The organism is Rhodococcus kronopolitis (assembly GCF_042654025.1).
Taxonomy (GTDB): domain Bacteria; phylum Actinomycetota; class Actinomycetes; order Mycobacteriales; family Mycobacteriaceae; genus Rhodococcus_G; species Rhodococcus_G kronopolitis.
Genome location: NZ_JBHSFO010000009.1, coordinates 127950 through 151716, shown reverse-complemented (window position 1 = coordinate 151716; position 23767 = coordinate 127950). Strand labels below are relative to the sequence as shown.

Sequence of the window (23767 nt, the reverse complement as noted above, 5' to 3'; positions counted from 1 at the left end):
CGGGGCGTGAGAACCCACGATATCCACACGGTTTGCATTTACCCTCCCCGGTGGAGGTATTCTTCTCAACGCGTCAGGGAAGTCCTCGGGTTGGCAACAGTCCGGAGATGCTTCCTGGAGCAAACCCAGGCAGATTGCCCGAGCGGCCAATGGGAGCGGACTGTAAATCCGTCGGCTTATGCCTACGTAGGTTCGAATCCTACATCTGCCACACCTGGGTCCCGGTGAGTGTAAGCTCGCCGGGGCTCGGTGGTTAGACAGTCAAATATGGTTCCTGACCAGCCGATTTGGTACTTGGAACCGAGACTGTGTAACCTCTTGGAGGCTTCAACGCACAGAGAATCGTGCAGCGGAGCACCGCCCCCTTAGCTCAGTCGGTAGAGCGTTTCCATGGTAAGGAAAAGGTCAACGGTTCGATTCCGTTAGGGGGCTCGCTGGATTGGGTGCCTATTATACTGGCATCGATGCACCGAGGCGGTGTAGCTCAGTTGGTAGAGCAAACGACTCATAATCGTTGTGTCGCCGGTTCAAGTCCGGCCATCGCTACACAAGTGACACTGGCAACACACCCTGATTGATCCCGATCAGATTCACCCGAAAGAAGGCATACCGTGGCCTCGACTGACGTTCGACCCAAGATCACCTTGGCCTGCGACGTATGCAAGCACCGCAACTACATCACGAAGAAGAACCGGCGTAACGATCCCGATCGCCTCGAGCTGAAGAAGTTCTGCCCGAACTGCGGAACTCATCAGGCGCATCGCGAATCCAAGTAGTGTCCATCGCGTGCCCCGCAGACTACATCGCGGGGCACGCGATTTTTTTCGTGTCGACACATCCGCGACGGTGACACCGCGGTCAGGACCGATTCCCATCGATCCGGCCGCTCGGCGCCGTCGCGTTGTTGTGTCCAGTGCAGATAGGGTGCAAATTCGGTGAAACTGACTCCTGATCTCGTTGGCCTGCACCACAGGTTCAGCGACTACTACGAGGTCGGCCGCGAGAAGGTGCGCGAGTACGCGCGCGCGGTCAAGAGCGACGACCCGGCCTACCGGGACGAGGCGGCCGCGGAGGCGCTGGGCTACGACGCGCTGGTTGCGCCGCTCACCTTCATCTCGGTGTTCGGATTCCTCGCTCAGGAGGAGTTCTTCAAGGCGATGGACGTCGAACTCGACCTCAGTCGCATCCTGCACACCGATCAGCGGCTGGTCTTCCACCGTCCGATCAAGGTCGGCGACCGCCTGTACTGCGACGTGTATGTCGACTCGCTCCGCACCATGGGGGGCAGCGACATCATCGTCACGCGCAACGACATCACCGATCAGGACGGTGAGCTGGTGCAGACCACCTACACCACGCTGATGGGCCGGCACGTCGAGGAGGACCAGTGATGGCGGCACGGACGTTCGACGAGATCGAGGCCGGCCAGGAGATGCCCGAGAAGAGCGTGAAGCTCACCCGGTCGGACCTGGTGCAGTACGCGGGCGTCTCCGGTGACCCGAATCCGATCCACTGGGACGACGCCGTGGCCCAGGCCATCGGCCTGCCCACTGCGGTCGCGCACGGCATGCTCACGATGGGCATCGGGGCCGGCTACGTCACCGAGTGGGTCGGCGACCCGGGCGCCGTGATCGAGTACAACGTGCGCTTCACCAGCCCGGTCTTCGTGCCCAACGACGGCGCGGGCACGGAGATCGTCCTGACGGGTAAGGTTCGTTCCGTGGACGACGAGGCGCGGACCGCGGTCATCGCGATCGTGGCCAAGGTCGACGAGAAGAAGATCTTCGGACGGGCCACCGCAATCGCGCGGTTCCGCTGATCCGGGGGCCGATTGGGATGTTCGGCCACAGTCAAGTACACTGAGATTTCTGGAATTACAGCACTGCGCGCTGCCCTAACGGTGCCGGTTCGGCCCGACGAGGGTGGCGCGCGCGTGTTCTGTGATGACAGAGTGGTTGACCAGTTCGGATTGTGATGATCGGATTGTGATGATCCGAACAAAGTGATTCGCCAGAAGGATTCGACCGAGAGTTTTCGGGAGTTTCGGGTCAACCAAAGGGGCGTAGCTCAACTGGCAGAGCAGCGGTCTCCAAAACCGCAGGTTGCAGGTTCAAGTCCTGTCGCCCCTGCCCTGGATGCCAGCAACTGAGAGGATCTTAGGGTGAGCGAGGATCGCGGAAAGGCCGGCGACGCGGTGGGGTCTTCGGACCACGAAGCCACTGGCGTCGACGCGAACTCTCACCCCAACGAGACCTCTCGGCCCAGCGGCAAGCGTCCGGGGCGCCGTAACCGCGCCGTCGGCGCGGGAGCGGACTCCGCCGCAGTGACGGCGGGATCCGCGGCTGTGGTCACGCCGGCCGCGAAGAAGAAGTCGAAGACTGACGCGCCGCGCAAGGAGAATCTCTTCAAGCGCCTGCGTAAGTTCCTGCGCGAGGTCATGTCGGAGCTCCGCAAGGTGATCTGGCCGAACCGCAAGCAGATGATCACCTACACCACGATTGTCCTGGTCTTCGTCTCCTTCATGGTGGCGTACATCAGTGGCCTGGACTTGGCGTTCATCCAGGGCGTCAGGTGGCTGTTCGGCTGATCCGGACACCCGAATGCAATGAGAGGAAGCGAGTGCGCCAGTGAGCACCCCCGAGAACGACGCAATTGAGGCCGCAGTGCAGGAGCATGTAGCCGATGACGCGGTCGCTGCGGAGTCCGCTGACGGCGCAGTCGCCGACGAGGGCAGTGACGTCGCCGTTGAGCTGAACGTCGACGATGTCCTGGTTGACGAGAGCGCCGCCGACGAGGCCGAGGCTTCGGCCGACGAGACGCCCGCCGTCGAGGACGAGCCCGTCGATCCCGTTGCCGAGATGAAGGCCGCGCTCCGTCGCGCCCCCGGTGACTGGTACGTCATCCACTCCTACGCAGGCTACGAGAACAAGGTCAAGGCCAACCTCGAGACCCGCGTGCAGAACCTCGACGTCGGCGACTACATCTTCCAGGTGGAGGTCCCCACCGAAGAGGTCACCGAGATCAAGAACGGCCAGCGCAAGCAGGTCAACCGCAAGGTTCTGCCGGGCTACATCCTGGTTCGCATGGATCTGAACGACGAGTCCTGGGGCGCGGTGCGCAACACCCCCGGTGTCACCGGATTCGTCGGTGCCACCTCGCGTCCCTCGCCGCTGACCATCAACGAGGTCGTCAAGTTCCTGATGCCGCAGCAGGGCGCGAAGAAGCCCGCCGCGGCAGCGACCGCAGGCGCTGTTTCGGGCGAGTCCGCCGCGAAGCCGCTCATCGAGGTCGACTTCGAGATCGGCGAGTCGGTTACCGTGATGGACGGACCGTTCGCGACGCTGCCCGCCAGCATCAGCGAGGTCAACGCCGAGCAGCAGAAGCTCAAGGTCCTGGTGTCGATCTTCGGTCGTGAGACCCCGGTCGAACTGTCCTTCACCCAGGTCTCGAAGATCTGACGGTCTTCAGGGACCCGACCGGCTCGAGGTTCGAGCCCCCTACACTTGCACTGCAGTAGCAAGAAAAACACTCCAGCAAAATTAGGAACGAAAGATGCCCCCCAAGAAGAAGAAGCTCGCCGGGCTCATCAAGCTCCAGATCCAGGCTGGTCAGGCTAACCCTGCCCCGCCCGTGGGTCCCGCGCTTGGCCAGCACGGCGTGAACATCATGGAGTTCTGCAAGGCTTACAACGCGGCGACTGAGTCCCAGCGCGGCAATGTGATCCCGGTTGAGATCTCCGTGTACGAAGACCGGACCTTCGACTTCAAGTTGAAGACCCCTCCGGCATCCCGGCTGCTGCTCAAGGCCGCCGGCGTGCAGAAGGGCTCCGGCGAGCCGCACAAGACCAAGGTCGCCACGGTGACCATGGACCAGGTGCGCGAGATCGCGAAGACCAAGGCCGAGGATCTCAACGCCAACGACATCGACCAGGCCGCGAAGATCATCGCCGGCACTGCCCGTTCCATGGGCATCACGGTCGAGGGTTAAGAACTCCAGAGCACATGTGGGAGGGCCGGCCAGGCCCGCTACCACAACCTGAACCGCTAGTTAGGACAGAAACACATGGCAAAGCGCAGCAAGGCGTACCTCGCCGCCGCCGAGAAGGTCGATCAGAGCCAGCTCTACAGCCCACTGCAGGCTGCGAAGCTGGCCAAGGAGACCGCGTCGTCCAAGATGGACGCGACCGTTGAGGTTGCCGTTCGCCTGGGCGTCGATCCCCGCAAGGCGGATCAGATGGTTCGCGGCACCGTCAACCTCCCGCACGGCACGGGCAAGACTGCCCGCGTGATCGTGTTCGCCGCAGGCGAGAAGGCCGCCGAGGCCGAGGCCGCAGGCGCCGACGCAGTCGGTGCAGAGGACCTGATCGAGCGTATCCAGGGCGGTTGGCTGGACTTCGACGCAGCGATCGCCACCCCCGATCAGATGGCCAAGGTCGGCCGCATCGCCCGCGTCCTCGGACCGCGTGGCCTGATGCCGAACCCGAAGACGGGCACGGTCACCAACGACGTGACCAAGGCCGTCAACGACATCAAGGGCGGAAAGATCAACTTCCGCGTCGACAAGCAGGCCAACCTGCACTTCGTGATCGGCAAGGCGTCCTTCGACGACGCCAAGCTGGTGGAGAACTACGGCGCCGCACTGGACGAGATCCTGCGTGCGAAGCCGTCCTCCGCGAAGGGCCGGTACGTCAAGAAGGTCACCGTTTCGACCACCACCGGACCGGGCATCCCGGTGGATCCGAACCGGACCCGCAACCTCCTCGAGGATGCTGCCGAGTAGATCTCGACCCTGACAAGACGGCCGGTACGGAAGTTCGCTTCCGTACCGGCCGTCTTTCTGCGTTCTCAGGGCAGTTCGGCCGGCGCGTGTTCGTCGGTGGGGTCTGGGTTCGCCGGGTCCCCGCCCCGCCAGCCGAACAGCACCGAGTTCTCGCGGTCGGGTGCCCAGGGCAGGAACAGTGCCACGATCACCGCGCACACCACCACGGCACCGGTCGCGACGAGGGATGCGGTGTGCGAGCCGTGCAGCACGGTGGTCTTCATCGCGGTGATCAACTGCTCGCGCTGGGGTTCGAGCAGCGCCGGGATCTCCCGCTTGCGGATCTCGAGCACGCTGAGCACCGTGGCCTTCGCGAAGCTCTTCTCGTCGTCGTTCATGAAGCTGACCGGCACCCGGTCGATGACCGGGGAGACCGTCGAGACGTAGTAGGAGGCGACGATCGACCCGAGCACCGCGACGCCCAGGGTGCCGCCGATCTCACGGGTGGTGTCGTTCACCGCGGAACCGGCACCGGCCTCGTCGAGGGGCAGCGACGACATGATCGACTCGGTGGCGGGTCCCTGCACGATGGCCAGCCCGAGGGCCATCGAGACCATCGACGGCAGGACATCGGTGAGGTAGTTGCTGTCGACGTCGACGAGGCCGCCCAGGTAGAGACCCACGCCCGTGAGCAGCAGGCCGAAGGTGATCACCGCGGTGGTGCCGATGCGCTGGGCGAGCAGGGTGGCGACCGGGGCGCCGACGGCCACCGAGACGGCGAACGGCAACGAAGCGATGCCGAACTCGAGCGGCGTGTACTCCCGGACGCCCTGGAAGTACTGGGTGATCAGGAACAGGAAGCCGAACATCGAGAAGTAGCCGACAGCGATGGCCAGGGCCGGGAGCGAGAAGCGCCGGTTCCGGAACAGGCGCATGTCGAGCAGCGGTGCGGCGGTGTGCAGTTCCCAGCGGATGAAGCCGGCCAGCGCAGCCGCGCCGACTCCCATCGCGACCAGCGTGGCCGGGCTGGTCCAGCCGTACCGGGGCGCCTCGATGATCGCCCACACCAGCACGGGGATGCCGGTGATCGACAATGCGATACCGACCGGGTCGAGACGACCGACGGTGGCGGCCTTCGACTCGGGGACCAGCACCGCTACCGCGACGATCGCGACGACGGCAACGGGCACGTTGATCCAGAAGACGGAATGCCAGGAGAAGTGTTCGAGCAGCCAGCCGCCGGTCATGGGGCCGATCGCGATGGCGAATCCGGCCATGGCGGTCCAGGCGGCGATGGCCAGCGAGCGTTCCCGCCGGTCGGTGAAGATGTTGATGATCAGGGCGAGGGTGGCAGGGAAGACGGCCGCCGCGAACACCCCCATCGCCGCCCGGGCCGCGATCACCTGGCCGAGGCTCTCCGCGTTGGCGCCTGCGACCGACATGACCGCGACGCCGGCCAGACCGACGGCCATGATCCGTCGGCGGCCGTACCGGTCGCCGAGGTATCCGCACATCAGCAGCAGTCCGGCGAAGGTGAGGGTGTAGGCGTCGACGACCCACTGGAGGCCGCTGACATTCGTGCGCAGGTCTACGCCGATCGAGGGCAGTGCGACGTTGACGATGGTGTTGTCCAGCACCACCAGCAGTTCGGCCAGGCAGATCACCGCCAGGGCTGCGTAGCGTCGGGCCGGTGAACCGATCAGCCCCGGCGGGCGTTTCGGGTCCGACGGGCTCTCCGGGGCGGACGGGCCGTGCAAGGTGGGCGTCATGGTCCCGACCCTAGCTTTGTGTGTAACTCATATTCACACTCAAAATTCGGCATGCGATGACTGCTCGATCACTTCCCGCCTTGATCGTGATGTCGCCCACTTGCAGGTCGGGGTCGGTGCGGCCGTTTTGGAGTTCGGTCTCGGCGTCGGGTACCGTGGCCCGAAGAGTTCGAGACTTGTTTCGAGTTCACCCCAAGAAGTTCTACCCAAGACCGTTGGTCATCGGTGCCGCTTGCGGCATCGGTTGAAGGTTCGGGACATGCCCGACGACCCACGCAGGAGGACGAGGTAGGGGAGCCGAGCCTCCGGTGTGAATCGGATGCGAACCTCCTCGTTTACGCCCCGTGTGCCCTGCACCGGGGCGTTTTTCATGTTGTGGCCACGCCTGCACGGCAGGCGCACCAACACGATGTCACGAGAGGAGGCGAAGTATGGCAAAGCCCGAAAAGGTCACCGCGATCGCGGAGATCACTGAGCAGTTCAAGGGTTCGACTGCCGCCGTGATCACGGAATACCGTGGTCTGTCGGTGACCAGTCTGACGCAGCTGCGTCGTGCGCTCGGAGCAGGCGCTACCTACTCCGTCGCCAAGAACACCCTGGTCAAGCGTGCCGCCGCTGAGGCGGGCGTCGAGGGCCTTGACGACCTGTTCGTCGGACCGACCGCCATTGCATTCATCAAGGGCGAGCCGGTTGACGCTGCGAAGGCCATCAAGGCCTTCGCGAAGGACAACAAGGCGCTTGTCATCAAGGGCGGCTACATGGACGGCAATGCGCTGTCCGTGGACGAGGTCAACAAGATCGCGGACCTCGAGTCCCGCGAGATCTTGCTGGCCAAGCTTGCCGGCGCGATGAAGGGCAACTTGGCAAAGGCCGCTGGCCTGTTCAACGCTCCCGCATCGCAGATGGCCCGTCTGGCCGCCGCGCTGCAGGAGAAGAAGGCCGCCGAGGGTGGAGCTGTCGAAGCTCCCGCCGAGGCTGCAGCCGAAAGCTGATCCGCACCCGCGCATCACTGCAATAACCCCACCCGGTCGCGGATCAGCGACATGGGACTTACAGGAAGGACCGCCATCATGGCGAAGCTCACCACCGAAGAGTTGCTGGACCAGTTCAAGGAGCTCACCCTCCTCGAGCTCTCCGAGTTCGTGAAGGCGTTCGAGGAGACCTTCGAGGTCACCGCAGCCGCGCCGGTCGCCGTTGCCGTTGCCGGTGCCCCGGCCGCCGGTGGCGACGCTGCTGAGGAGCAGGACGAGTTCGACGTCGTCCTCGAGTCGGCTGGCGACAAGAAGATCCAGGTCATCAAGGTCGTCCGTGAGGTCGTCGCCGGCCTGGGCCTGAAGGAGGCCAAGGACCTCGTCGAGGGTGCGCCGAAGGCCATCCTGGAGAAGGTTGCCAAGGACGCGGCCGAGGCCGCCAAGGAGAAGCTCGTCGCTGCCGGCGCCACCGTTTCCGTCAAGTAAGACGGTTTCGTAGCGCCTTGGTGACAAGGTCTGCTCGAGAGGGCCGCTCCCCGTTCGTCGGGGAGCGGCCCTCTTTCTCGTTCCGGGCCCGGGTGTGCGGAGCAACCAGGCGATTCGGGCGCCCGTACTGATCAGTAGCGATGGCAGTCACGGGCGCCACACCGATGCGATACAGTGACCCAACCCACATGGGTTTGGTAGGTAAGCAGAGCGTGGAGGTTTTCGGTGGGAGTTGAGGTATCGGTCGAGGGGCTCACCAAGTCGTTCGGCACTCAGAAGATCTGGCAGGACGTCTCCCTGACGTTGCCTGCCGGTGAGGTCAGCGCCCTGCTGGGGCCGTCCGGTACCGGTAAGTCGGTCTTCCTGAAGTCGCTGATCGGCCTGCTCCGTCCCGAAGAGGGCTCGATCGTCATCGACGGCACGGACATCCTCCAGTGCAGCTCCAAGGAGCTCTACGAGATCCGGAAGATGTTCGGCGTGCTCTTCCAGGACGGCGCGCTGTTCGGCTCGATGAACCTCTACGACAACGTGGCGTTCCCGTTGCGTGAGCACACCAAGAAGTCCGAGACCGAGATCCGCAAGATCGTGATGGAGAAGCTGGACCTCAACGGTCTGGTCGGCGCGGAGACCAAGCTCCCCGGCGAGATCTCCGGCGGTATGCGCAAGCGCGCCGGTCTCGCCCGGGCCCTGGTGCTCGACCCCGAGATCATCCTCGTCGACGAGCCGGACTCCGGTCTCGACCCGGTGCGCACCACGTACCTCTCCCAGCTGCTGATCGACATCAACGCGCAGATCGACGCGACGATCCTGATCGTCACGCACAACATCAACCTGGCCCGCACCGTGCCGGACAACCTGGGCATGCTCTTCCGCAAGCAGCTCGTGATGTTCGGACCGCGCGAGGTGCTGCTGACCAGCGAGGAGCCGGTCGTCAAGCAGTTCCTCAACGGCAGCAAGATCGGTCCGATCGGCATGTCCGAGGAGAAGGACGACTCGCAGATGGCCGCGGAGCTCGCCATGAAGGACGCCGGGCATCATGACGGCTCCCAGGAGGTTTCCGGCGTGGTGCCGCAGATGCAGGCGACCCCCGGCATGCCGGTGCGTCAGGCGGTCGGCCGTCGGCAGGCCCGTGTGCGCGAGATCCTGCACACCCTGCCGCCCGAGGCGCAGCGGCCAATTCTCGAGAGCCTCAACGAGGACCAGACCATGGTGATTCCCGCATACGAGGAATTCGGCCTGGAGTCCACGTACCAGAGTCACGGGTAGCTCGCCCTAGATGGGGGGGGACACCAGCCGGCTGCGCGGTCCGATCGCAGCCGGTCTCACTCAGGCCGGTCTGATAGTCCAGCTGTTCGTCGACGTCGTCCGGAATCTCTTTCGCAGGCCGTTCCAGTTCCGCGAGTTCATCGAGCAGGCCTGGTTCATCGCGAGCGTGACGATTCTGCCGACCGCGCTGGTCGCGATTCCGTTCGGTGCGGTGGTCTCGCTGCAGACCGGGTCGCTGATCAAGCAGCTCGGTGCGGAGTCGTTCACCGGTGCGGCCAGCGTGCTGGCGGTGATCCAGCAGGGCAGTCCGATCGTGACTGCCCTGCTGATCGCAGGCGCCGCCGGTTCGGCGGTGACGGCCGACCTCGGTTCCCGGACCATCCGCGAGGAGATCGACGCGATGGAGGTGCTGGGCATCGACCCGGTCCAGCGGCTCGTGGTGCCGCGGGTGCTGGCGATGGTGCTGGTCGCGGTGCTGCTCAACGGGCTGGTGTCCGTCGTCGGAATCACCGGCGGCTACTTCTTCAACGTGATCCTGCAGGGCGGCACGCCGGGCGCCTACCTCTCGTCGTTCTCGGCACTGGCGCAGCTGCCGGACCTGTACATCGCCGAGGCGAAGGCCGCGATCTTCGGCGTCATCGCCGGCATCGTCGCCTGCTACAAGGGGCTGCACCCGAATCCGGGCCCGAAGGGGGTCGGCGAGGCGGTGAACCAGACCGTCGTCATCACCTTCCTCCTGCTGTTCTTCGCAAATCTGATCCTGACGATGGTGTACCTGCAGGTCGTTCCTGCGAAGGGGGGGTGACGCGATGACCATCGCGAAGGGGCGCGGTGACCGCACGATGATGCGGGCGCGCCGGATCGGGCGCGCGCCACTCGACGTGCTGGACCGCGCCGGCGACCAGATGTCGTTCTACGGCCGGGCGATCGGGTGGATCCCGAAGACCGTCACGCACTACAGCCGCGAGGTACTGCGGTTGCTCGCCGAGGTCACCTTCGGCAGCGGTGCGCTGGCCGTGATCGGCGGCACCATCGGCGTGATCGTGATGATGTCCGGCTTCACCGGCGTCGTCGTCGGCCTGCAGGGCTATGCGGCGCTGGACCAGCTGGGCAGCTCGGTGCTCACCGGCTTCCTGTCCGCCTACGTCAACACCCGCGAGCTCGCGCCGGTGGTGGCGGCGCTGGCGCTGTCCGCGACCGTCGGGGCCGGCTTCACCGCCCAGCTCGGCGCGATGCGCATCTCGGAGGAGATCGACGCCCTCGAGGTGATGGCGGTGCCCAGCGTGCCGTTCCTGGTCAGCACCCGGATGATCGCCGGCTTCGTCGCGGTGATCCCGCTGTACATCGTGGGCCTGCTGGCGTCGTACTTCGCGTCCAGACTCATCAGCACCGTGTTCAACGGGCAGTCGAGCGGGTCCTACGACCACTACTTCAACCTGTTCCTGCCGCCGATCGACGTGCTGTGGTCGTTCGGCAAGGTGCTGGTCTTCGCCTTCGTGCTGATCATGATCCACTGCTACTACGGCTTCCACGCCTCCGGCGGTCCGGCGGGTGTCGGCGTGGCCGTTGGCCGCGCCGTCCGCACGGCGATCGTCACGATCGCGGTGCTCGACTTCTTCCTCAGCCTCGCGATCTGGGGAACCACCACGACGGTGCGGGTCGCCGGATGACCGGCGGCGGTTCGGTGGTGCGCCGACGACTGCTCGGACTGGCGTTCTTCCTGGTCCTCGCCTTGTTCGTCGCGTTCACGATCGGGATGTACCAGAAGTCCTTCACAAAGGTCGTGAAGGTCAACCTGGTGACGGACACGGTGGGCAACTCCCTGCCCGCCAACGCGGACGTCAAGGTTCGCGGCCTGATCGTGGGCGAGGTGCGATCCGCGTCGACGGAGAACGGCAAGGTCACCTCGGTCCTGGCGATCGACCCGGAGAAGGCCGAGCTGATCCCGTCCAACGCGACGGCGCGACTGCTGCCCAAGACCCTGTTCGGCGAGCGCTACGTGTCGCTGGTCGTGCCGGCGGGAGACACCGCGTCGCCGATCACGGACGGCGACACGCTGCAGCAGGACGTGAGCGGCAACGCCGTCGAGATCGGCGAACTGCTCGACGGGCTGCTGCCCCTGCTGGAGGCCGTGCCGCCGCAGGACCTCGCGAACACCCTCGGCGCGCTGAACCAGGCGCTGAGCGGTCGCGGCAACGCCATCGGCCTCGGCATGGAGCGGCTGGAGGAGATCTTCGCCGGTGTGAACACGGAACTGCCCAACCTGCAGCAGAGCCTGCGTGGCCTCGCGGACTTCTCGCAGACCTACGCCGACGCGGCTCCCGAACTGGTGAGCGCGCTCGACACCCTGCGCACCACCGGCGCGACAGTGGTCGAGCAGCAGAACCAGATCCGGGCGTTGATGTCGTCGGCGACGGCCACGGCCGGCAGCACGGCGGACTTCCTGTACGCGAACCGGGACTCGCTGATCTCGATCGCCGCGGACTCGCGGGAGGCCCTGAAGGTCCTCGCCGAGAACTCGCCGACGTTCGGTTGCACCTTCGCGCAGTTCGTCCCGATCGTGAACAGTGCCACCGCGATCCTCGGGCTCAACGAGGACGGCAGCCCGCAGCAGCATCCGGGCGCCCGCGCCTCGACCGTGTTCGTGAACCCGAAGGGCCGGTACCTGCCGAACCAGGACGAGCCGCGGTTGTTCGAGGAGCGCGGGGCCAAGTGCTACACGCCGGCCAAGCCGGGGGAGAAGTTCGGCCAGTACCCGGGCGGGTCGTTCAACGACGGCTCCTACCAGGTGCCCACGCGCAACCCCGGCGAGCAGAACGTTCCGGACCTGCCGGTGCCGCAGTTCGCGGTGCTGCCGACGGCCGGGGACGCGACCGCTCCGGTCAGCTACACCGGCTCGACACTGGAACAGGACACGTTGGCCGTGATCTACGGGGAGGGCACCGGAACGATGCCGGAGGACGTGCCGGGCTGGACCACCCTGTTGGGTGCACCGGCGATGCGGGGGGCCGAGGTGAGCGTTCGATGAAGAGCCTGAAGGGTCCGCTGCTCAAGCTCATCGCCTTCGCCGTCATCACGGTGTTCGCGACCGCGATGCTGGCACTGACCATCGCGAACTCCGGCAGCGGCGGCGGAACAAAGTTCAACGCGATCTTCACCGACGTCACCTCGCTCAACAAGGGTGACGAGGTCCGCATCGCGGGCGTCCGGGTCGGCCAGGTGGACAAGATTGCCATCGTCAACGACCGGGAGGCGCAGGTCCAGTTCTCGCTGACCAACCGGGACTGGCTGCCCGCCGGGTCCACCGCGACCATTCGGTACCGGAACCTGGTCGGCCAGCGCTACATCGCGCTGGAACAGGGACAGGGCCGGCAGGGCATGAAGCTGACGGCGGGGGAGACGATCCAGCTCGACCACACCAACCCCGCGGTCAACCTGACCACCCTCTTCAACGGGTTCCGGCCGCTGTTCCAGACCCTCAGCGCCGACGACGTGAACAAGCTGTCGTTCCAGATCATCCAGGTCTTCCAGGGCGAGGGCGGCACCATCACGGACCTGGTGCGCAACACCGCGTCGCTGACCAACACCATCGCCGACAAGGACCGGGTGATCGGCGAGGTGATCAACAACCTCAACGGCGTCCTCGAGACGGTGAACAGGCACGACGACGAGCTGGACTCGCTGATCACCAACACCGAGCGGCTGGTCACCGGTCTGGCCAACGACCGTGACGCGGTCGGCAGCGCGGTGACCTCGCTGGCAGGCCTCGCCGACGCGACCGCCGACGTACTCGAGCCGACCCGCCCCGCCATCCAGGGATCGGTGTCCGCGTTGAACACCCTTGCGGGCACCTTGAACGCGCAGAGCGACAAGGTCGACAAGATCCTCGCGACGCTGCCGGTCAAGCTCGAGAAGCTCTCCCGGATCGCCAGCTACGGCTCGTGGTTCCAGTTCTACCTGTGCGGACTCGACGTCGCCGCGGGACCGGGCAGCTCGCCGTACCTGAACCTCCCGACCGGGCTGCCGACCGTCAACCAGCCCCTGTACACCAACGCCGCGGCGCGCTGCTCCGCAGACGGGAGTGGGCAGTGAGGAAGCATCGCAGTCCCGCCAGCCTCGGCGCGCTGGGCATCGTCGTGGTGCTGCTCGCCACGATGTCCGCCTTCTTCCTCGAGGACCTGCCGCTGATCGGCGCGGGGGCGACCTACCGTGCCGAGTTCACCGAGGCCGCCGGGCTCAAGCCGAACAACGAGGTGCGCATCGCAGGCGTCAAGGTCGGCAAGGTCACCGGCGTCTCGCTCGAGGGCGACCGAGTCGAGGTCGCGTTCAAGGTCAAGGACGCCTGGGTCGGCGACCAGACCACGGCGTCCATCCAGATCAAGACGATCCTGGGTCAGAAGTACCTGGCCCTGGACCCGCGGGGGTCGTCAACGCTGCGGTCGAGCGAGACCATCCCGTTGGAGCGCACCGCGTCCCCGTACGACGTGCTCGACGCGTTCTCCAGCGCGGCGACCACGCTCGGCGAGATCGACACCCCGCAGCTCGCGCAGAGCATGCAGACGCTCTCCGACGCGTTCGCGGGCACACCGGCGGACGTGCGGGCCTCGCTCGACGGCGTCACCCGGCTGTCGAGGACCATCGAGAGCCGGGACGCGGAGCTTGCCGAGCTGTTCGGGGCCACCGCGAAGACCTCGGCGGTCCTCGCCGACCGGAATGCCGAGTTCACCAAGCTGATCGGCAGCGCGGGGTTGCTGCTCGGCGAGCTGAACAACCGGCAGGAGTCGATCTCCCAGCTGCTCGCCGGGACCAAGAGGCTGTCCGCGGAGCTGACGGGCCTGGTCCAGGACAACGAGGCGCAGATCGGGCCTGCCCTGGAGCAGTTGCGTGGCGTCGTGCAGATCCTGCAGGACAACAACGACAACCTCGACAAGGCGATCAAGCTGTATGCGCCGTTCACCCGCCTGTACGCGAACATCGTCGGCAACGGCCGATGGTTCGACCAGGTGGTCGTCAACCTGACGCCGCCCGGGCTCCCGCTCATCCCGGGATACCGCGAGCCGTTGCGCACACTGGGGGACAACTGATGACCGGCGTGGGTTCGGGCAAGCGGCAGCGGTTCAGCCGTGCTCAGAAGATGGTCACGGCGCTGGCGCTGGTCGGCGTGTTGGTCCTCGGGGCGGGTGGATGGTGGCTGTTCAACCGCGCAGGCACCACACAGATCACCGCCTACTTCGACAAGTCCGTCGGCATCTACTCCGGCTCGGACATCCGGGTGCTCGGCGTGAAGGTCGGTTCGGTCAGTTCCGTGGAGCCGCTCGGCGACCAGGTCCGGGTCGAGATGCGCGTCGACCGTGGCGTGCAGATCCCGGCCGAGGCCAAGGCCGCCCAGGTGACGCCGTCGGTGGTCTCGGACCGCTACATCCAGCTGGCACCGGCGTTCACCGGTGGCGAGGTGATGGCGTCCGGCGCGACCATCCCACGCGAGCGCACGGCCACCCCGGTCGAGGTGGACCAGCTGTACTCGAGCATCGAGGGGCTGTCCGAGGCGCTGGGGCCGAACGGCGCGAACAAGGACGGCGCACTGTCGAACCTGGTGGACACCGCCTCGAAGAACCTCGACGGCAACGGCGAGGCGCTCGGCGACACGATCACCGAACTGTCCAAGGCGACCGCCGCGTTGAACGGCAGTCGCGACGACATCTTCGACACGGTGCGGAACCTGCAGACCTTCGTCGGCGCGCTGGCCGCGAACGACGCGCAGGTGCGCCAGTTCAACACCCAGCTCGCGGACCTGAGCGGCTTCCTGTCGGGGGAGCGGCAGAATCTCGGCGAGGCCCTGAACCAGTTGTCGTTCGCGCTCGGCGACGTGGCGACCTTCGTCCACGACAACAAGGACCTGGTCACCAGCAATGCCGAGGGTCTGGTCCAGGTCACCCAGACGCTGGCCGACAACCGGCAGAGCCTGGTGGATGCGCTCACCACCCTGCCGCTGGCGCTGAGCAACGTCGTGAACTCGTACGACTCCGAGTCCGGCTCGCTGGCGTCGCGGGTCAACCTGCCGGAGACCCAGGACCCGGTCGGTGCGGTGTGCAAGCTGATGGACCTGGGCAAGCTGATGCCCGGTGATCCGAAGTTCGATGCGCTCGGACGGCAGATGCGGCCGCTGATCGACAACTGTGCGGCGTTGATGGGCCAGGTCACGGCGGGCGTGAAGACGCCGACGCTGAACCTGCCGTTCGGCATCCTCAGCGGCGACAACCTGCAGCGTCCCTCGCAGCCTGGCACGGTGCCGGGCAACGTCTCGCCGCGGCTCGGCAACTCGCAGGCCCCCGGTCTGGCGGAGCAGAACAACGTCGGGGGTGGGCAGTGATACCGGGTGCGGGGCGGGCAGTGATACGGGAGTGGCCAGTGAAACGCGCAATCACGATCGGTTCCGCCGCCTGCGCGATTGCACTGGTGGTCTCGGGCTGCGGTTCCCAGGGCATCTACAGCGTGCCGCTCCCCGGCGGCGCCGACATCGGTGACAACCCGATGCACGTTGCCCTGCAGTTCGACGACGTGCTCGACCTGGTGCCGCAGTCCACCGTGAAGGTGGACGGCGTTCCGGTCGGTCGGGTCAAGGAGATCTCCGTCCCGGACGACGGCTGGGTCGCCACCGTGGACACGGTGCTCGACTCCGCGGTGAACCTGCCCGCCAACGCGGTGGCCTCCGTGCAGCAGACCAGCCTGCTGGGGGAGAAGTTCATCGAGCTCAAGGCGCCGGCCGACCCGGACGTCGCCCGGCTCACGGACGGCGCGACCATCCCGGTCGAGCGAACCCGGCACGCGACCGACATCGAGCAGGTGCTTGGCGCGATGTCGCTGCTGCTCAACGGCGGCGGGGTGGCCCAGCTGCAGCCGATCATCCACGAGTTGACGGTGGTACTGGACGGCCGCGAGGGCACCGCACGCGGGCTGCTCGAGCAGGCCAACACACTGATCGACGGGCTGAACCAGCAGCGCGACGACATCACCCGCGCGCTCGACGGCCTCGACGCGCTCAGCGGACGGGTGGCCGCGCAGACCGGCCAGATCGACAAGATCCTCACCGAGATCCCGCCGGCCGTGTCGGTGCTGGCCGACCAGCAACCGCAGTTCGTGCAGATGCTCGGCCAACTCGACCGCCTCGGACAGGTGGGCACCGACGTGCTCACCCAGTCGAAGGACGACCTGATCGCGGACCTGCGGGCGCTGCGTCCGACGCTGCAGGCGCTCGCCGACTCCGCCGACGACCTCGTCACGGTGCTGCCGCTGATCCCGACCTTCCCGTTCCCGGACGGCGCGGAGAAGGTCATCCACGGCAACTCGATGAACCTGTTCCTCTCGATCGACATGCGGCTGGGACAGCAGTTCGAGGCGCTCGGCGTCGGGATGGGTGATCCGGTCTACATTCCGCCGAAGCCCGGCTACGGCGGCTACACGCCGACGGTCGACCCGTCCAACCCGTACTACAACGGCAACGGCCCGCGGACCGGGTGGCCGACGGTGTCGGTGCTGCCGCTGCCGCCGATCGTGCCCGCACCGCCGCCTGCGCCGGGGGCCCCGGTCGCACCGGGCACCGAGCCGGTGAAGAAGACGGAGCAGGCCCCGCAGAATCCGCTGAGCGGACTGCTCGAGAAGTTTGGGGTGGGTGGCCGATGAGGTCCAGACTGGTGCGCTTTCAGCTCGTCGCGTTCGTGCTCGTCGCGGTCCTCGGGGTGTTGTACGTGGGCGCGAAGTACGTGCGCCTGGACACCCTGCTCGGATTCGGTCAGTACACGGTGAAGGCGGACTTCGCCGACTCCGGCGGCATCTTCACCAACGCCGAGGTCACTTACCGGGGAGTCCCGGTGGGCACGGTCGGCGACCTGCACCTGACCGACGACGGCGTCCTCGTCGATCTCGAGCTCAACAACGGCGCCCCGCGGGTGCCCTCCTCGGCCCGCGCGGTGGTGGCGAACCGCTCCGCCATCGGTGAGCAGTACGTGGACCTGCAGCCCAGCAGCGACGAGGGCCCGTTCCTCGAGGACGGATCGCTGATCGCGCGCCCGGACACCGCCGTCCCGGTGCCGGTCGAGGAACTGCTCGCGAGCGCCAACTCGCTGGTCCGGTCGGTGCCGCTGGACGCGCTGAACACCACGGTCACGGAGCTGGGCAAGGCCTTCGACGGCAAGGGCGACGACCTGCAGCTGCTGGTCGACTCGGTCAACTCGTTCACCCAGGTCGGCCTGGAGAACCTGCCCCAGACGCTGGCGCTGATCCGGGACAGCAGGACCGTGCTGGACACCCAGTCGGAGCAGTCGTCCGCGATCCGGCAGTTCAGCTCGGACGTCAACCTGATCTCGCAGCAGCTCGCGTCCAGTGACCCCGACATCCGGAGGCTGATCGCCACCGGCACCGCGGCCAGCGCCGAGGTTGGGTCGCTGATCGACTCCGCCGGACCCGCGCTCACCACGGACCTGGGCAACCTGGCGCAGGTCACCGCGGCGCTCGGTCCCCGGACCATCGCGCTGAACCTGCTGCTGAAGTTCCTGCCCGGTCTGGCGGCCGCGGCGTCCACGCCCGCACCCGGTGACGGGACGCTGCACCAGGGGCTGCTGCTGGAGACGAACAACCCGCCGCCGTGCACGCAGGGCTACGAGGGCACCTACGAGATCCTGGCGCAGATGAAGCGGGAGAACCCGAACTTCGATGACACCCGGGACGACTTCCCGCTGAACACCGAGGCCAACTGCACCACCCCCCTCGGCAGCGTGACGGGCGTCCGCAGCGCCAACCGGATCGTCTACGCCGATCCGGCGATCCCGCAGCCGTGGGACAACAAGCCGAAGGTGGACCCGGACAAGCTCAACCTCAACCCGATTGCCACGCAGTTGGCGCCGCTGCTCGGCATCACGCCCAAGTAGGCTCGGCCCGGCCCGCTGGAATCAGAAGTCACTAGCAGTAGGTGGAAGAGCGATGCGAAGCACGAATCTGCGGAATCCCGCCTTGGCGGCGGTGAGTGTGCTCGCGCTCGTCGCCCTCGGGTTCGCGGTCTGGTTCGGTTACGGATGGGGCCGCGCCCTGTTCGTCGACCGGCCGGCGGCGGCCGCCCGGGACGACGCCCTCGCCGGCGCGCGACAGGCGGCGATCAACCTGAACACGGTGGACTCGGCGAACCTGGACCAGACCTTCGCGAACATGGAGTCCTCGATCACCGGTGACGAGCTGATGAACTCCCTGAACGACACCAAGAGCCAGATGGCCGAGCAGGTGAAGCAGGCGGGGGCGACGAGCCAGGCCGCGGTCCTCGACGCCGCGCTGACGGAATTCAGCCGGGACGAGGGGACGGCGACCTCGCTCGTGGTGCTCACCAGCACCACGACGTGGCCGAACCGGCCCGCGAGCAAGGTCAAGATCACCATGCGCCTGGGCATGACGGACGTCGACGGCGTGTGGAAGGCCGAGAAGGTCGAGAACGTCGGGGCGCCCATCGCCATGGACCCGGGCACCGGCTCACCGCCGGCCGAGGCTCCCGCGCCGGCCCCCGAGGCGCCCGTCCCCGCGCCGGCCCCCGAGGTGCCCGTCCCCGCGCTCCCGGACTCCGGCGGCCAGTAGCCCGCCGACCTCGAAGACCCCCGAGCCGCGAAGATCCAGGAGTATTCCAGTGCCGCCTACTCGTCGCACGAGCAACACGCCCCAGCCTCGGGGCCGCAGGCCCAAGGTGGCCGGGACCGGCAAGGCCCCCGCGCGCCCGGCCCCGCCGGTGGAGAACGCCGCACCGCTGCCGGTCGAGGACACGGCGGCGGTGCCGGTCGTGGCTCCCGCGGCGGAGCCGACCGAGGCAGCCGCGGTCGAGTCGGTCGTGGCTCCCGAGGTGCCCGCGAGCGAGCCTGCCGAGGCCGCCACGTCGACGCCGGTCGAGGCCGCCGCTCCGGCGCCGAGCCCGGCCGTACCCGCCGCGAAGGCAGGCACCGCAGACACCTCTGACACGGCTGACACGGCCGATGAGGCGTCTGCCGTCGGCACCGATGCGTCCGACGAGGGCGAGTCGGCGGGCGACGGCAGCGACGCCGGGGCGGGCCGGCGCCGCGTCGTCGTGGTGGGGGCGGTGGCGCTGGCGCTGGCGGCGTTCGCGATTGTCGCGGCCGTCAAACCCGGCACCGACATCGCCAACGAGGCGTGGGTGGACACCGCCGCGACCTCGCGGGTGAGTGCGGACGCCCGGCATGCCGTCGAGACCCTCTACACCTACAAGTTCGACACCGTGGACGAGGACTTCGACAACGCGCGCGCGGTGCTCACCGACAGCATGCGGACCGAGTTCGACAAGACCGCGCAGGTCACCCGCGATGCCGTCGTGCAGACCAAGACGGCGACAACGGCGCAGGTCAGCGACATCGGAGTCAAGCTGATCGACGGCGACAACGCCGAGCTCGTCGGCAGCATGGTCGTCAGTGCGACGAACGACGGCGCGGCCCAGGGCAGCGCCCAGGGACCGCTGTCGGTGACCATGAAGAAGGTCGGCGACACCTGGCTGCTCTCGGACATCCGGGACCGCTGAGAGGCCCTCTGCGGGACCTCGGCGAGGCGACTTCGGAACGAAATGCCGCGCCAAGCCTTGACGAAGCCGCGATCACAGGCCACTCTATTGGACGAGACACGCGATTGATCGCGGTCCGTGCAGGTTCGCGCCGGCGCAAATGGAGGCACCGGGCGCGTGAATGATGTGCGGACGACGCGCTCGGGTGTTAGTTTCGATCCTTACGCCGGTTGTATTCTGGGCGTTCTTCGGGTACCTTTGGACGTTGCGCTGGCTGCCTCCTGTCCACCCTCTCGGCCGTACTGCTTGTGAAGCGTTCGCTTCCTGCATGGTTGTGGGCTTCGTTCGGGTTGTGACCAGCGAATTCGCCCCACTGAAGAAGCAGATACAGCGGCGGTCGCACAGCACGAAGCGGCCCGCGTGAGGTGCTGGAAGGACGCATCTTGGCAGTCTCTAGCCAGACCAAGGCAGGAATCCCCGGAGCCCCGAAGAGGGTCTCGTTCGCGAAAATTCGCGAACCTCTCGACGTTCCTGGGCTACTTGACGTACAGACGGATTCCTTCGAGTGGTTGATCGGTACGCCGGCCTCCCGTGAGCGGGCCGAGGCCCGCGGCGATGGTGGAGTCACCGGCGGTCTGGAGGACATCCTCACCGAGCTGTCCCCGATCGAGGACTTCTCGGGCTCGATGTCCCTGTCCTTCTCCGACCCACGCTTCGACGAGGTCAAGGCCTCGACCGATGAGTGCAAAGACAAGGACATGACCTACGCGGCGCCGTTGTTCGTCACCGCGGAGTTCATCAACAACAACACCGGTGAGATCAAGAGCCAGACGGTCTTCATGGGTGACTTCCCGATGATGACCCCGAAGGGCACCTTCATCATCAACGGCACCGAGCGTGTCGTGGTGTCCCAGCTGGTGCGTTCGCCGGGCGTGTACTTCGACGAGTCGATCGACAAGGCCACCGAGAAGACGCTGCACAGCGTCAAGGTGATCCCGGGTCGCGGCGCGTGGCTCGAGTTCGACGTGGACAAGCGCGACACCGTGGGCGTCCGCATCGACCGCAAGCGTCGCCAGCCGGTCACCGTCCTGCTCAAGGCCCTCGGCTGGACCACCGAGCAGATCACGGAGCGCTTCGGGTTCTCCGAGATCCTGATGGCGACCCTGGAGAAGGACAACACCGCCGGCTCCGACGAGGCCCTGCTCGACATCTACCGCAAGCTGCGTCCGGGCGAGCCGCCGACCAAGGAGTCGGCGCAGACCCTGCTGGAGAACCTGTTCTTCAAGGAGAAGCGCTACGACCTCGCCCGCGTGGGTCGTTACAAGATCAACAAGAAGCTGGGCCTGAACCACGGCCAGCCGATCACCGCGTCGACCCTCACCGAGGAAGACATCGTCGCGACGATCGAGTACTTGGTGCGCCTGCACGCCGGTGACATCTCGATGACCGCCCCCGGTGGCGTCGAGGTGCCCGTCGAGGTCGACGACATCGACCACTTCGGCAACCGTCGTCTGCGCACCGTGGGCGAGCTCATCCAGAACCAGATCCGGGTGGGCCTGTCCCGCATGGAGCGCGTGGTGCGCGAGCGGATGACGACCCAGGACGTCGAGGCGATCACGCCGCAGACCCTGATCAACATCCGTCCCGTCGTGGCCGCGATCAAGGAGTTCTTCGGAACCTCCCAGCTCTCGCAGTTCATGGACCAGAACAACCCGCTGTCGGGTCTGACCCACAAGCGTCGCCTCTCGGCGCTGGGCCCCGGCGGTCTGTCCCGTGAGCGTGCCGGCCTCGAGGTGCGAGACGTGCACCCGTCGCACTACGGCCGCATGTGCCCGATCGAGACCCCTGAGGGCCCGAACATCGGCCTGATCGGTTCGCTGTCGGTGTACGCACGGGTCAACCCGTTCGGTTTCATCGAGACCCCGTACCGCAAGGTCGTCGACGGTGTCGTCACCGACGAGGTGCACTACCTGACCGCCGACGAGGAGGACCGCCACGTCGTGGCGCAGGCCAACTCGCCGGTCGACACCAACGGTGCCTTCGTCGACGAGCGCGTGACCGTCCGTCGTAAGGGCGGCGAGGTGGAGTTCGTCCTGTCGACCGACGTCGACTACATGGACGTCTCGCCGCGCCAGATGGTGTCCGTCGCGACCGCGATGATCCCGTTCCTCGAGCACGACGACGCCAACCGCGCACTGATGGGCGCGAACATGCAGCGTCAGGCCGTGCCGCTGGTCCGTTCCGAGTCGCCGCTGGTCGGCACCGGCATGGAGCTGCGCGCCGCGGTCGACGCCGGCGACGTCGTGATCACCGAGAAGACCGGTGTGATCGAGGAGGTCTCGGCCGACTACGTCACCGTGATGGCGGACGACGGCAGCCGCCGGACCTACCAGATGCGCAAGTTCGCGCGTTCGAACCAGGGCACCTGCGCCAACCAGCGTCCGATCGTGGACGAGGGCCAGCGCGTGGAGGCCGGCCAGGTCCTCGCCGACGGCCCCTGCACCGAGAACGGTGAGATGGCGCTCGGCAAGAACCTGCTCGTGGCGATCATGCCGTGGGAGGGCCACAACTACGAGGACGCGATCATCCTGTCGCAGCGCCTCGTGGAAGAGGACGTCCTGACCTCGATCCACATCGAGGAGCACGAGATCGATGCCCGCGACACCAAGCTCGGTGCCGAGGAGATCACCCGGGACATCCCGAACGTCTCGGACGAGGTCCTCGCGGATCTCGACGAGCGCGGCATCATCCGCATCGGTGCGGAGGTCCGTGACGGTGACGTGCTGGTCGGAAAGGTCACGCCGAAGGGCGAGACCGAGCTGACCCCGGAGGAGCGCCTGCTGCGCGCCATCTTCGGCGAGAAGGCCCGCGAGGTCCGCGACACGTCGCTCAAGGTTCCGCACGGCGAGTCCGGCAAGGTCATCGGCATCCGCGTGTTCTCGCGCGACGACGACGACGACCTGCCTCCCGGCGTCAACGAGCTGGTCCGCGTGTACGTGGCCCAGAAGCGCAAGATCCAGGACGGCGACAAGCTCGCCGGCCGACACGGCAACAAGGGTGTCATCGGCAAGATCCTGCCCGCCGAGGACATGCCGTTCCTCTCGGACGGCACGCCGGTCGACATCATCCTGAACACGCACGGTGTCCCGCGTCGTATGAACATCGGTCAGGTGCTCGAAACCCACCTCGGGTGGATCGGCAAGACCGGATGGAACATCCAGATCGCGGCCGACGGCACCCGTCCGGACTGGGCTGCGACCCTGCCGGAAGAGATGCTGGCAGCTCCGGCCGACTCGAACATCGCCACCCCGGTGTTCGACGGTGCCAAGGAGGACGAGCTGACCGGTCTGCTGGGCGCGACCCTGCCGAACCGCGACGGCGATCAGATGGTGGGCCCCGACGGAAAGGCCACCCTGTTCGACGGCCGCTCCGGCGAGCCGTTCCCGTACCCGGTCTCGGTCGGCTACATGTACATCATCAAGCTGCACCACCTGGTCGACGACAAGATCCACGCCCGTTCGACCGGGCCGTACTCGATGATCACCCAGCAGCCGCTCGGCGGTAAGGCCCAGTTCGGTGGCCAGCGCTTCGGTGAGATGGAGTGCTGGGCGATGCAGGCCTACGGCGCGGCTTACACGCTGCAGGAACTGCTCACCATCAAGTCGGACGACGTGGTGGGTCGAGTCAAGGTGTACGAGGCCATCGTCAAGGGCGAGAACATCCCGGAGCCTGGCATCCCCGAGTCGTTCAAGGTGCTCCTGAAGGAGCTCCAGTCGCTCTGCCTCAACGTGGAGGTGCTGTCCTCGGACGGTGCGGCCATCGAGATGCGCGACGGCGACGACGAGGACCTGGAGCGGGCGGCGGCGAACCTGGGCATCAACCTGTCCAGGAACGAAGCCGCGACGGTCGACGACCTCGCGAACTAGGCGCCGACCCGGCGGGGTGCGTGAGCACCCCGCCGGGGCCCGGCAGCGATA

At 66.7% G+C, this 23767-nt stretch carries 22 protein-coding genes and 4 tRNA genes; 25 read left to right on the top strand and 1 reads right to left on the bottom strand.

Features of this window, described 5'->3' with window-relative positions; all coding sequences use genetic code 11:
• Window positions 1-128: 128 nt before the first annotated feature.
• The 11 genes from ACFO6S_RS15340 to rplA all read left to right on the top strand — a co-directional run bounded on the left by ACFO6S_RS15340 (window position 129) and on the right by rplA (window position 4779).
• Window positions 129-211, top strand: a tRNA-Tyr gene (locus ACFO6S_RS15340).
• Between the two features lie 148 nt (window positions 212-359).
• A tRNA-Thr gene (locus ACFO6S_RS15335) sits at window positions 360-432 on the top strand.
• A 41-nt stretch (window positions 433-473) separates the two neighbouring features.
• Window positions 474-546: transfer RNA gene (locus ACFO6S_RS15330), tRNA-Met, on the top strand.
• Between the two features lie 65 nt (window positions 547-611).
• On the top strand, window positions 612-776 hold the full coding sequence (gene rpmG / locus ACFO6S_RS15325) for a 50S ribosomal protein L33 (RefSeq protein WP_378418381.1): 165 nt from the start codon (window positions 612-614) through the stop codon (window positions 774-776).
• Window positions 777-935: 159 nt separating this feature from the next.
• Complete coding sequence (gene hadA, locus ACFO6S_RS15320; RefSeq protein WP_378418379.1) at window positions 936-1391, top strand: (3R)-hydroxyacyl-ACP dehydratase subunit HadA; 456 nt, start codon at window positions 936-938, stop codon at window positions 1389-1391.
• The gene (hadB, locus tag ACFO6S_RS15315; protein ID WP_378418377.1) at window positions 1391-1819 is read left to right on the top strand and encodes a (3R)-hydroxyacyl-ACP dehydratase subunit HadB; all 429 of its coding nucleotides are present in this window, start codon (window positions 1391-1393) and stop codon (window positions 1817-1819) included. Before hadA ends, hadB begins: the two co-directional genes overlap by 1 nt.
• A 237-nt stretch (window positions 1820-2056) precedes the next feature.
• Window positions 2057-2129 (top strand) — tRNA-Trp (locus ACFO6S_RS15310).
• A gap of 32 nt (window positions 2130-2161) precedes the next feature.
• Window positions 2162-2587, top strand: coding sequence for a preprotein translocase subunit SecE (gene secE, locus ACFO6S_RS15305; protein ID WP_378418375.1), 426 nt, complete (start codon window positions 2162-2164; stop codon window positions 2585-2587).
• A 40-nt stretch (window positions 2588-2627) separates the two neighbouring features.
• Complete coding sequence (nusG, locus tag ACFO6S_RS15300; RefSeq protein ID WP_378418373.1) at window positions 2628-3458, top strand: transcription termination/antitermination protein NusG; 831 nt, start codon at window positions 2628-2630, stop codon at window positions 3456-3458.
• Window positions 3459-3552: 94 nt separating this feature from the next.
• Window positions 3553-3987, top strand: coding sequence for a 50S ribosomal protein L11 (gene rplK, locus ACFO6S_RS15295; protein ID WP_378418371.1), 435 nt, complete (start codon window positions 3553-3555; stop codon window positions 3985-3987).
• Between the two features lie 75 nt (window positions 3988-4062).
• Window positions 4063-4779 (top strand): 50S ribosomal protein L1, encoded by a 717-nt coding sequence (rplA, locus tag ACFO6S_RS15290; protein WP_378418369.1) that lies wholly within the window; start codon window positions 4063-4065, stop codon window positions 4777-4779.
• Window positions 4780-4844: 65 nt separating this feature from the next.
• Here rplA and ACFO6S_RS15285 read toward each other — a convergent pair whose 3' ends face one another.
• Window positions 4845-6461 (bottom strand): MFS transporter, encoded by a 1617-nt coding sequence (locus tag ACFO6S_RS15285; RefSeq protein WP_378418710.1) that lies wholly within the window; start codon window positions 6459-6461, stop codon window positions 4845-4847.
• A gap of 497 nt (window positions 6462-6958) precedes the next feature.
• Between ACFO6S_RS15285 and rplJ the strand changes: the two genes are divergently transcribed.
• From rplJ to rpoB, 14 genes are all read left to right on the top strand, one after another.
• A complete protein-coding gene (gene rplJ / locus ACFO6S_RS15280; RefSeq protein ID WP_378418367.1) occupies window positions 6959-7519 on the top strand; it encodes a 50S ribosomal protein L10 in 561 nt (186 codons plus the stop codon).
• A 78-nt stretch (window positions 7520-7597) separates the two neighbouring features.
• Window positions 7598-7984: a 50S ribosomal protein L7/L12 gene (gene rplL / locus ACFO6S_RS15275; RefSeq protein WP_378418365.1), complete on the top strand. Its 387-nt coding sequence runs from the start codon at window positions 7598-7600 to the stop codon at window positions 7982-7984.
• A gap of 225 nt (window positions 7985-8209) precedes the next feature.
• Window positions 8210-9250, top strand: coding sequence for an ABC transporter ATP-binding protein (locus tag ACFO6S_RS15270; protein WP_378418364.1), 1041 nt, complete (start codon window positions 8210-8212; stop codon window positions 9248-9250).
• Window positions 9251-9260: 10 nt separating this feature from the next.
• Window positions 9261-10055 (top strand): MlaE family ABC transporter permease, encoded by a 795-nt coding sequence (locus ACFO6S_RS15265; RefSeq protein WP_378418363.1) that lies wholly within the window; start codon window positions 9261-9263, stop codon window positions 10053-10055.
• Between the two features lie 4 nt (window positions 10056-10059).
• Window positions 10060-10920: an MlaE family ABC transporter permease gene (locus ACFO6S_RS15260; protein ID WP_378418361.1), complete on the top strand. Its 861-nt coding sequence runs from the start codon at window positions 10060-10062 to the stop codon at window positions 10918-10920.
• Window positions 10917-12278: an MCE family protein gene (locus tag ACFO6S_RS15255; protein WP_378418359.1), complete on the top strand. Its 1362-nt coding sequence runs from the start codon at window positions 10917-10919 to the stop codon at window positions 12276-12278. The genes ACFO6S_RS15260 and ACFO6S_RS15255 overlap by 4 nt, the downstream gene beginning before the upstream one ends.
• A complete protein-coding gene (locus ACFO6S_RS15250) occupies window positions 12275-13342 on the top strand; it encodes an MCE family protein (RefSeq protein ID WP_378418357.1) in 1068 nt (355 codons plus the stop codon). Before ACFO6S_RS15255 ends, ACFO6S_RS15250 begins: the two co-directional genes overlap by 4 nt.
• Window positions 13339-14334 (top strand): MCE family protein, encoded by a 996-nt coding sequence (locus ACFO6S_RS15245; RefSeq protein WP_378418355.1) that lies wholly within the window; start codon window positions 13339-13341, stop codon window positions 14332-14334. Before ACFO6S_RS15250 ends, ACFO6S_RS15245 begins: the two co-directional genes overlap by 4 nt.
• Before the next feature lie 50 nt (window positions 14335-14384).
• On the top strand, window positions 14385-15620 hold the full coding sequence (locus ACFO6S_RS15240) for an MCE family protein (RefSeq protein WP_378418708.1): 1236 nt from the start codon (window positions 14385-14387) through the stop codon (window positions 15618-15620).
• A 38-nt stretch (window positions 15621-15658) separates the two neighbouring features.
• Window positions 15659-16930, top strand: a complete 1272-nt coding sequence (locus ACFO6S_RS15235) for an MCE family protein (RefSeq protein ID WP_378418353.1) — start codon at window positions 15659-15661, stop codon at window positions 16928-16930.
• Window positions 16927-18174: an MCE family protein gene (locus tag ACFO6S_RS15230; protein WP_378418351.1), complete on the top strand. Its 1248-nt coding sequence runs from the start codon at window positions 16927-16929 to the stop codon at window positions 18172-18174. The genes ACFO6S_RS15235 and ACFO6S_RS15230 overlap by 4 nt, the downstream gene beginning before the upstream one ends.
• Window positions 18175-18226: 52 nt before the next feature.
• A complete protein-coding gene (locus tag ACFO6S_RS15225) occupies window positions 18227-18865 on the top strand; it encodes a hypothetical protein (RefSeq protein WP_378418350.1) in 639 nt (212 codons plus the stop codon).
• A 106-nt stretch (window positions 18866-18971) separates the two neighbouring features.
• Entirely contained in the window at window positions 18972-19811 is an 840-nt protein-coding gene (locus tag ACFO6S_RS15220) for a hypothetical protein (protein ID WP_378418348.1), read from the top strand.
• A 404-nt stretch (window positions 19812-20215) separates the two neighbouring features.
• The gene (rpoB, locus tag ACFO6S_RS15215; protein WP_378418346.1) at window positions 20216-23716 is read left to right on the top strand and encodes a DNA-directed RNA polymerase subunit beta; all 3501 of its coding nucleotides are present in this window, start codon (window positions 20216-20218) and stop codon (window positions 23714-23716) included.
• Window positions 23717-23767: the final 51 nt, after the last annotated feature.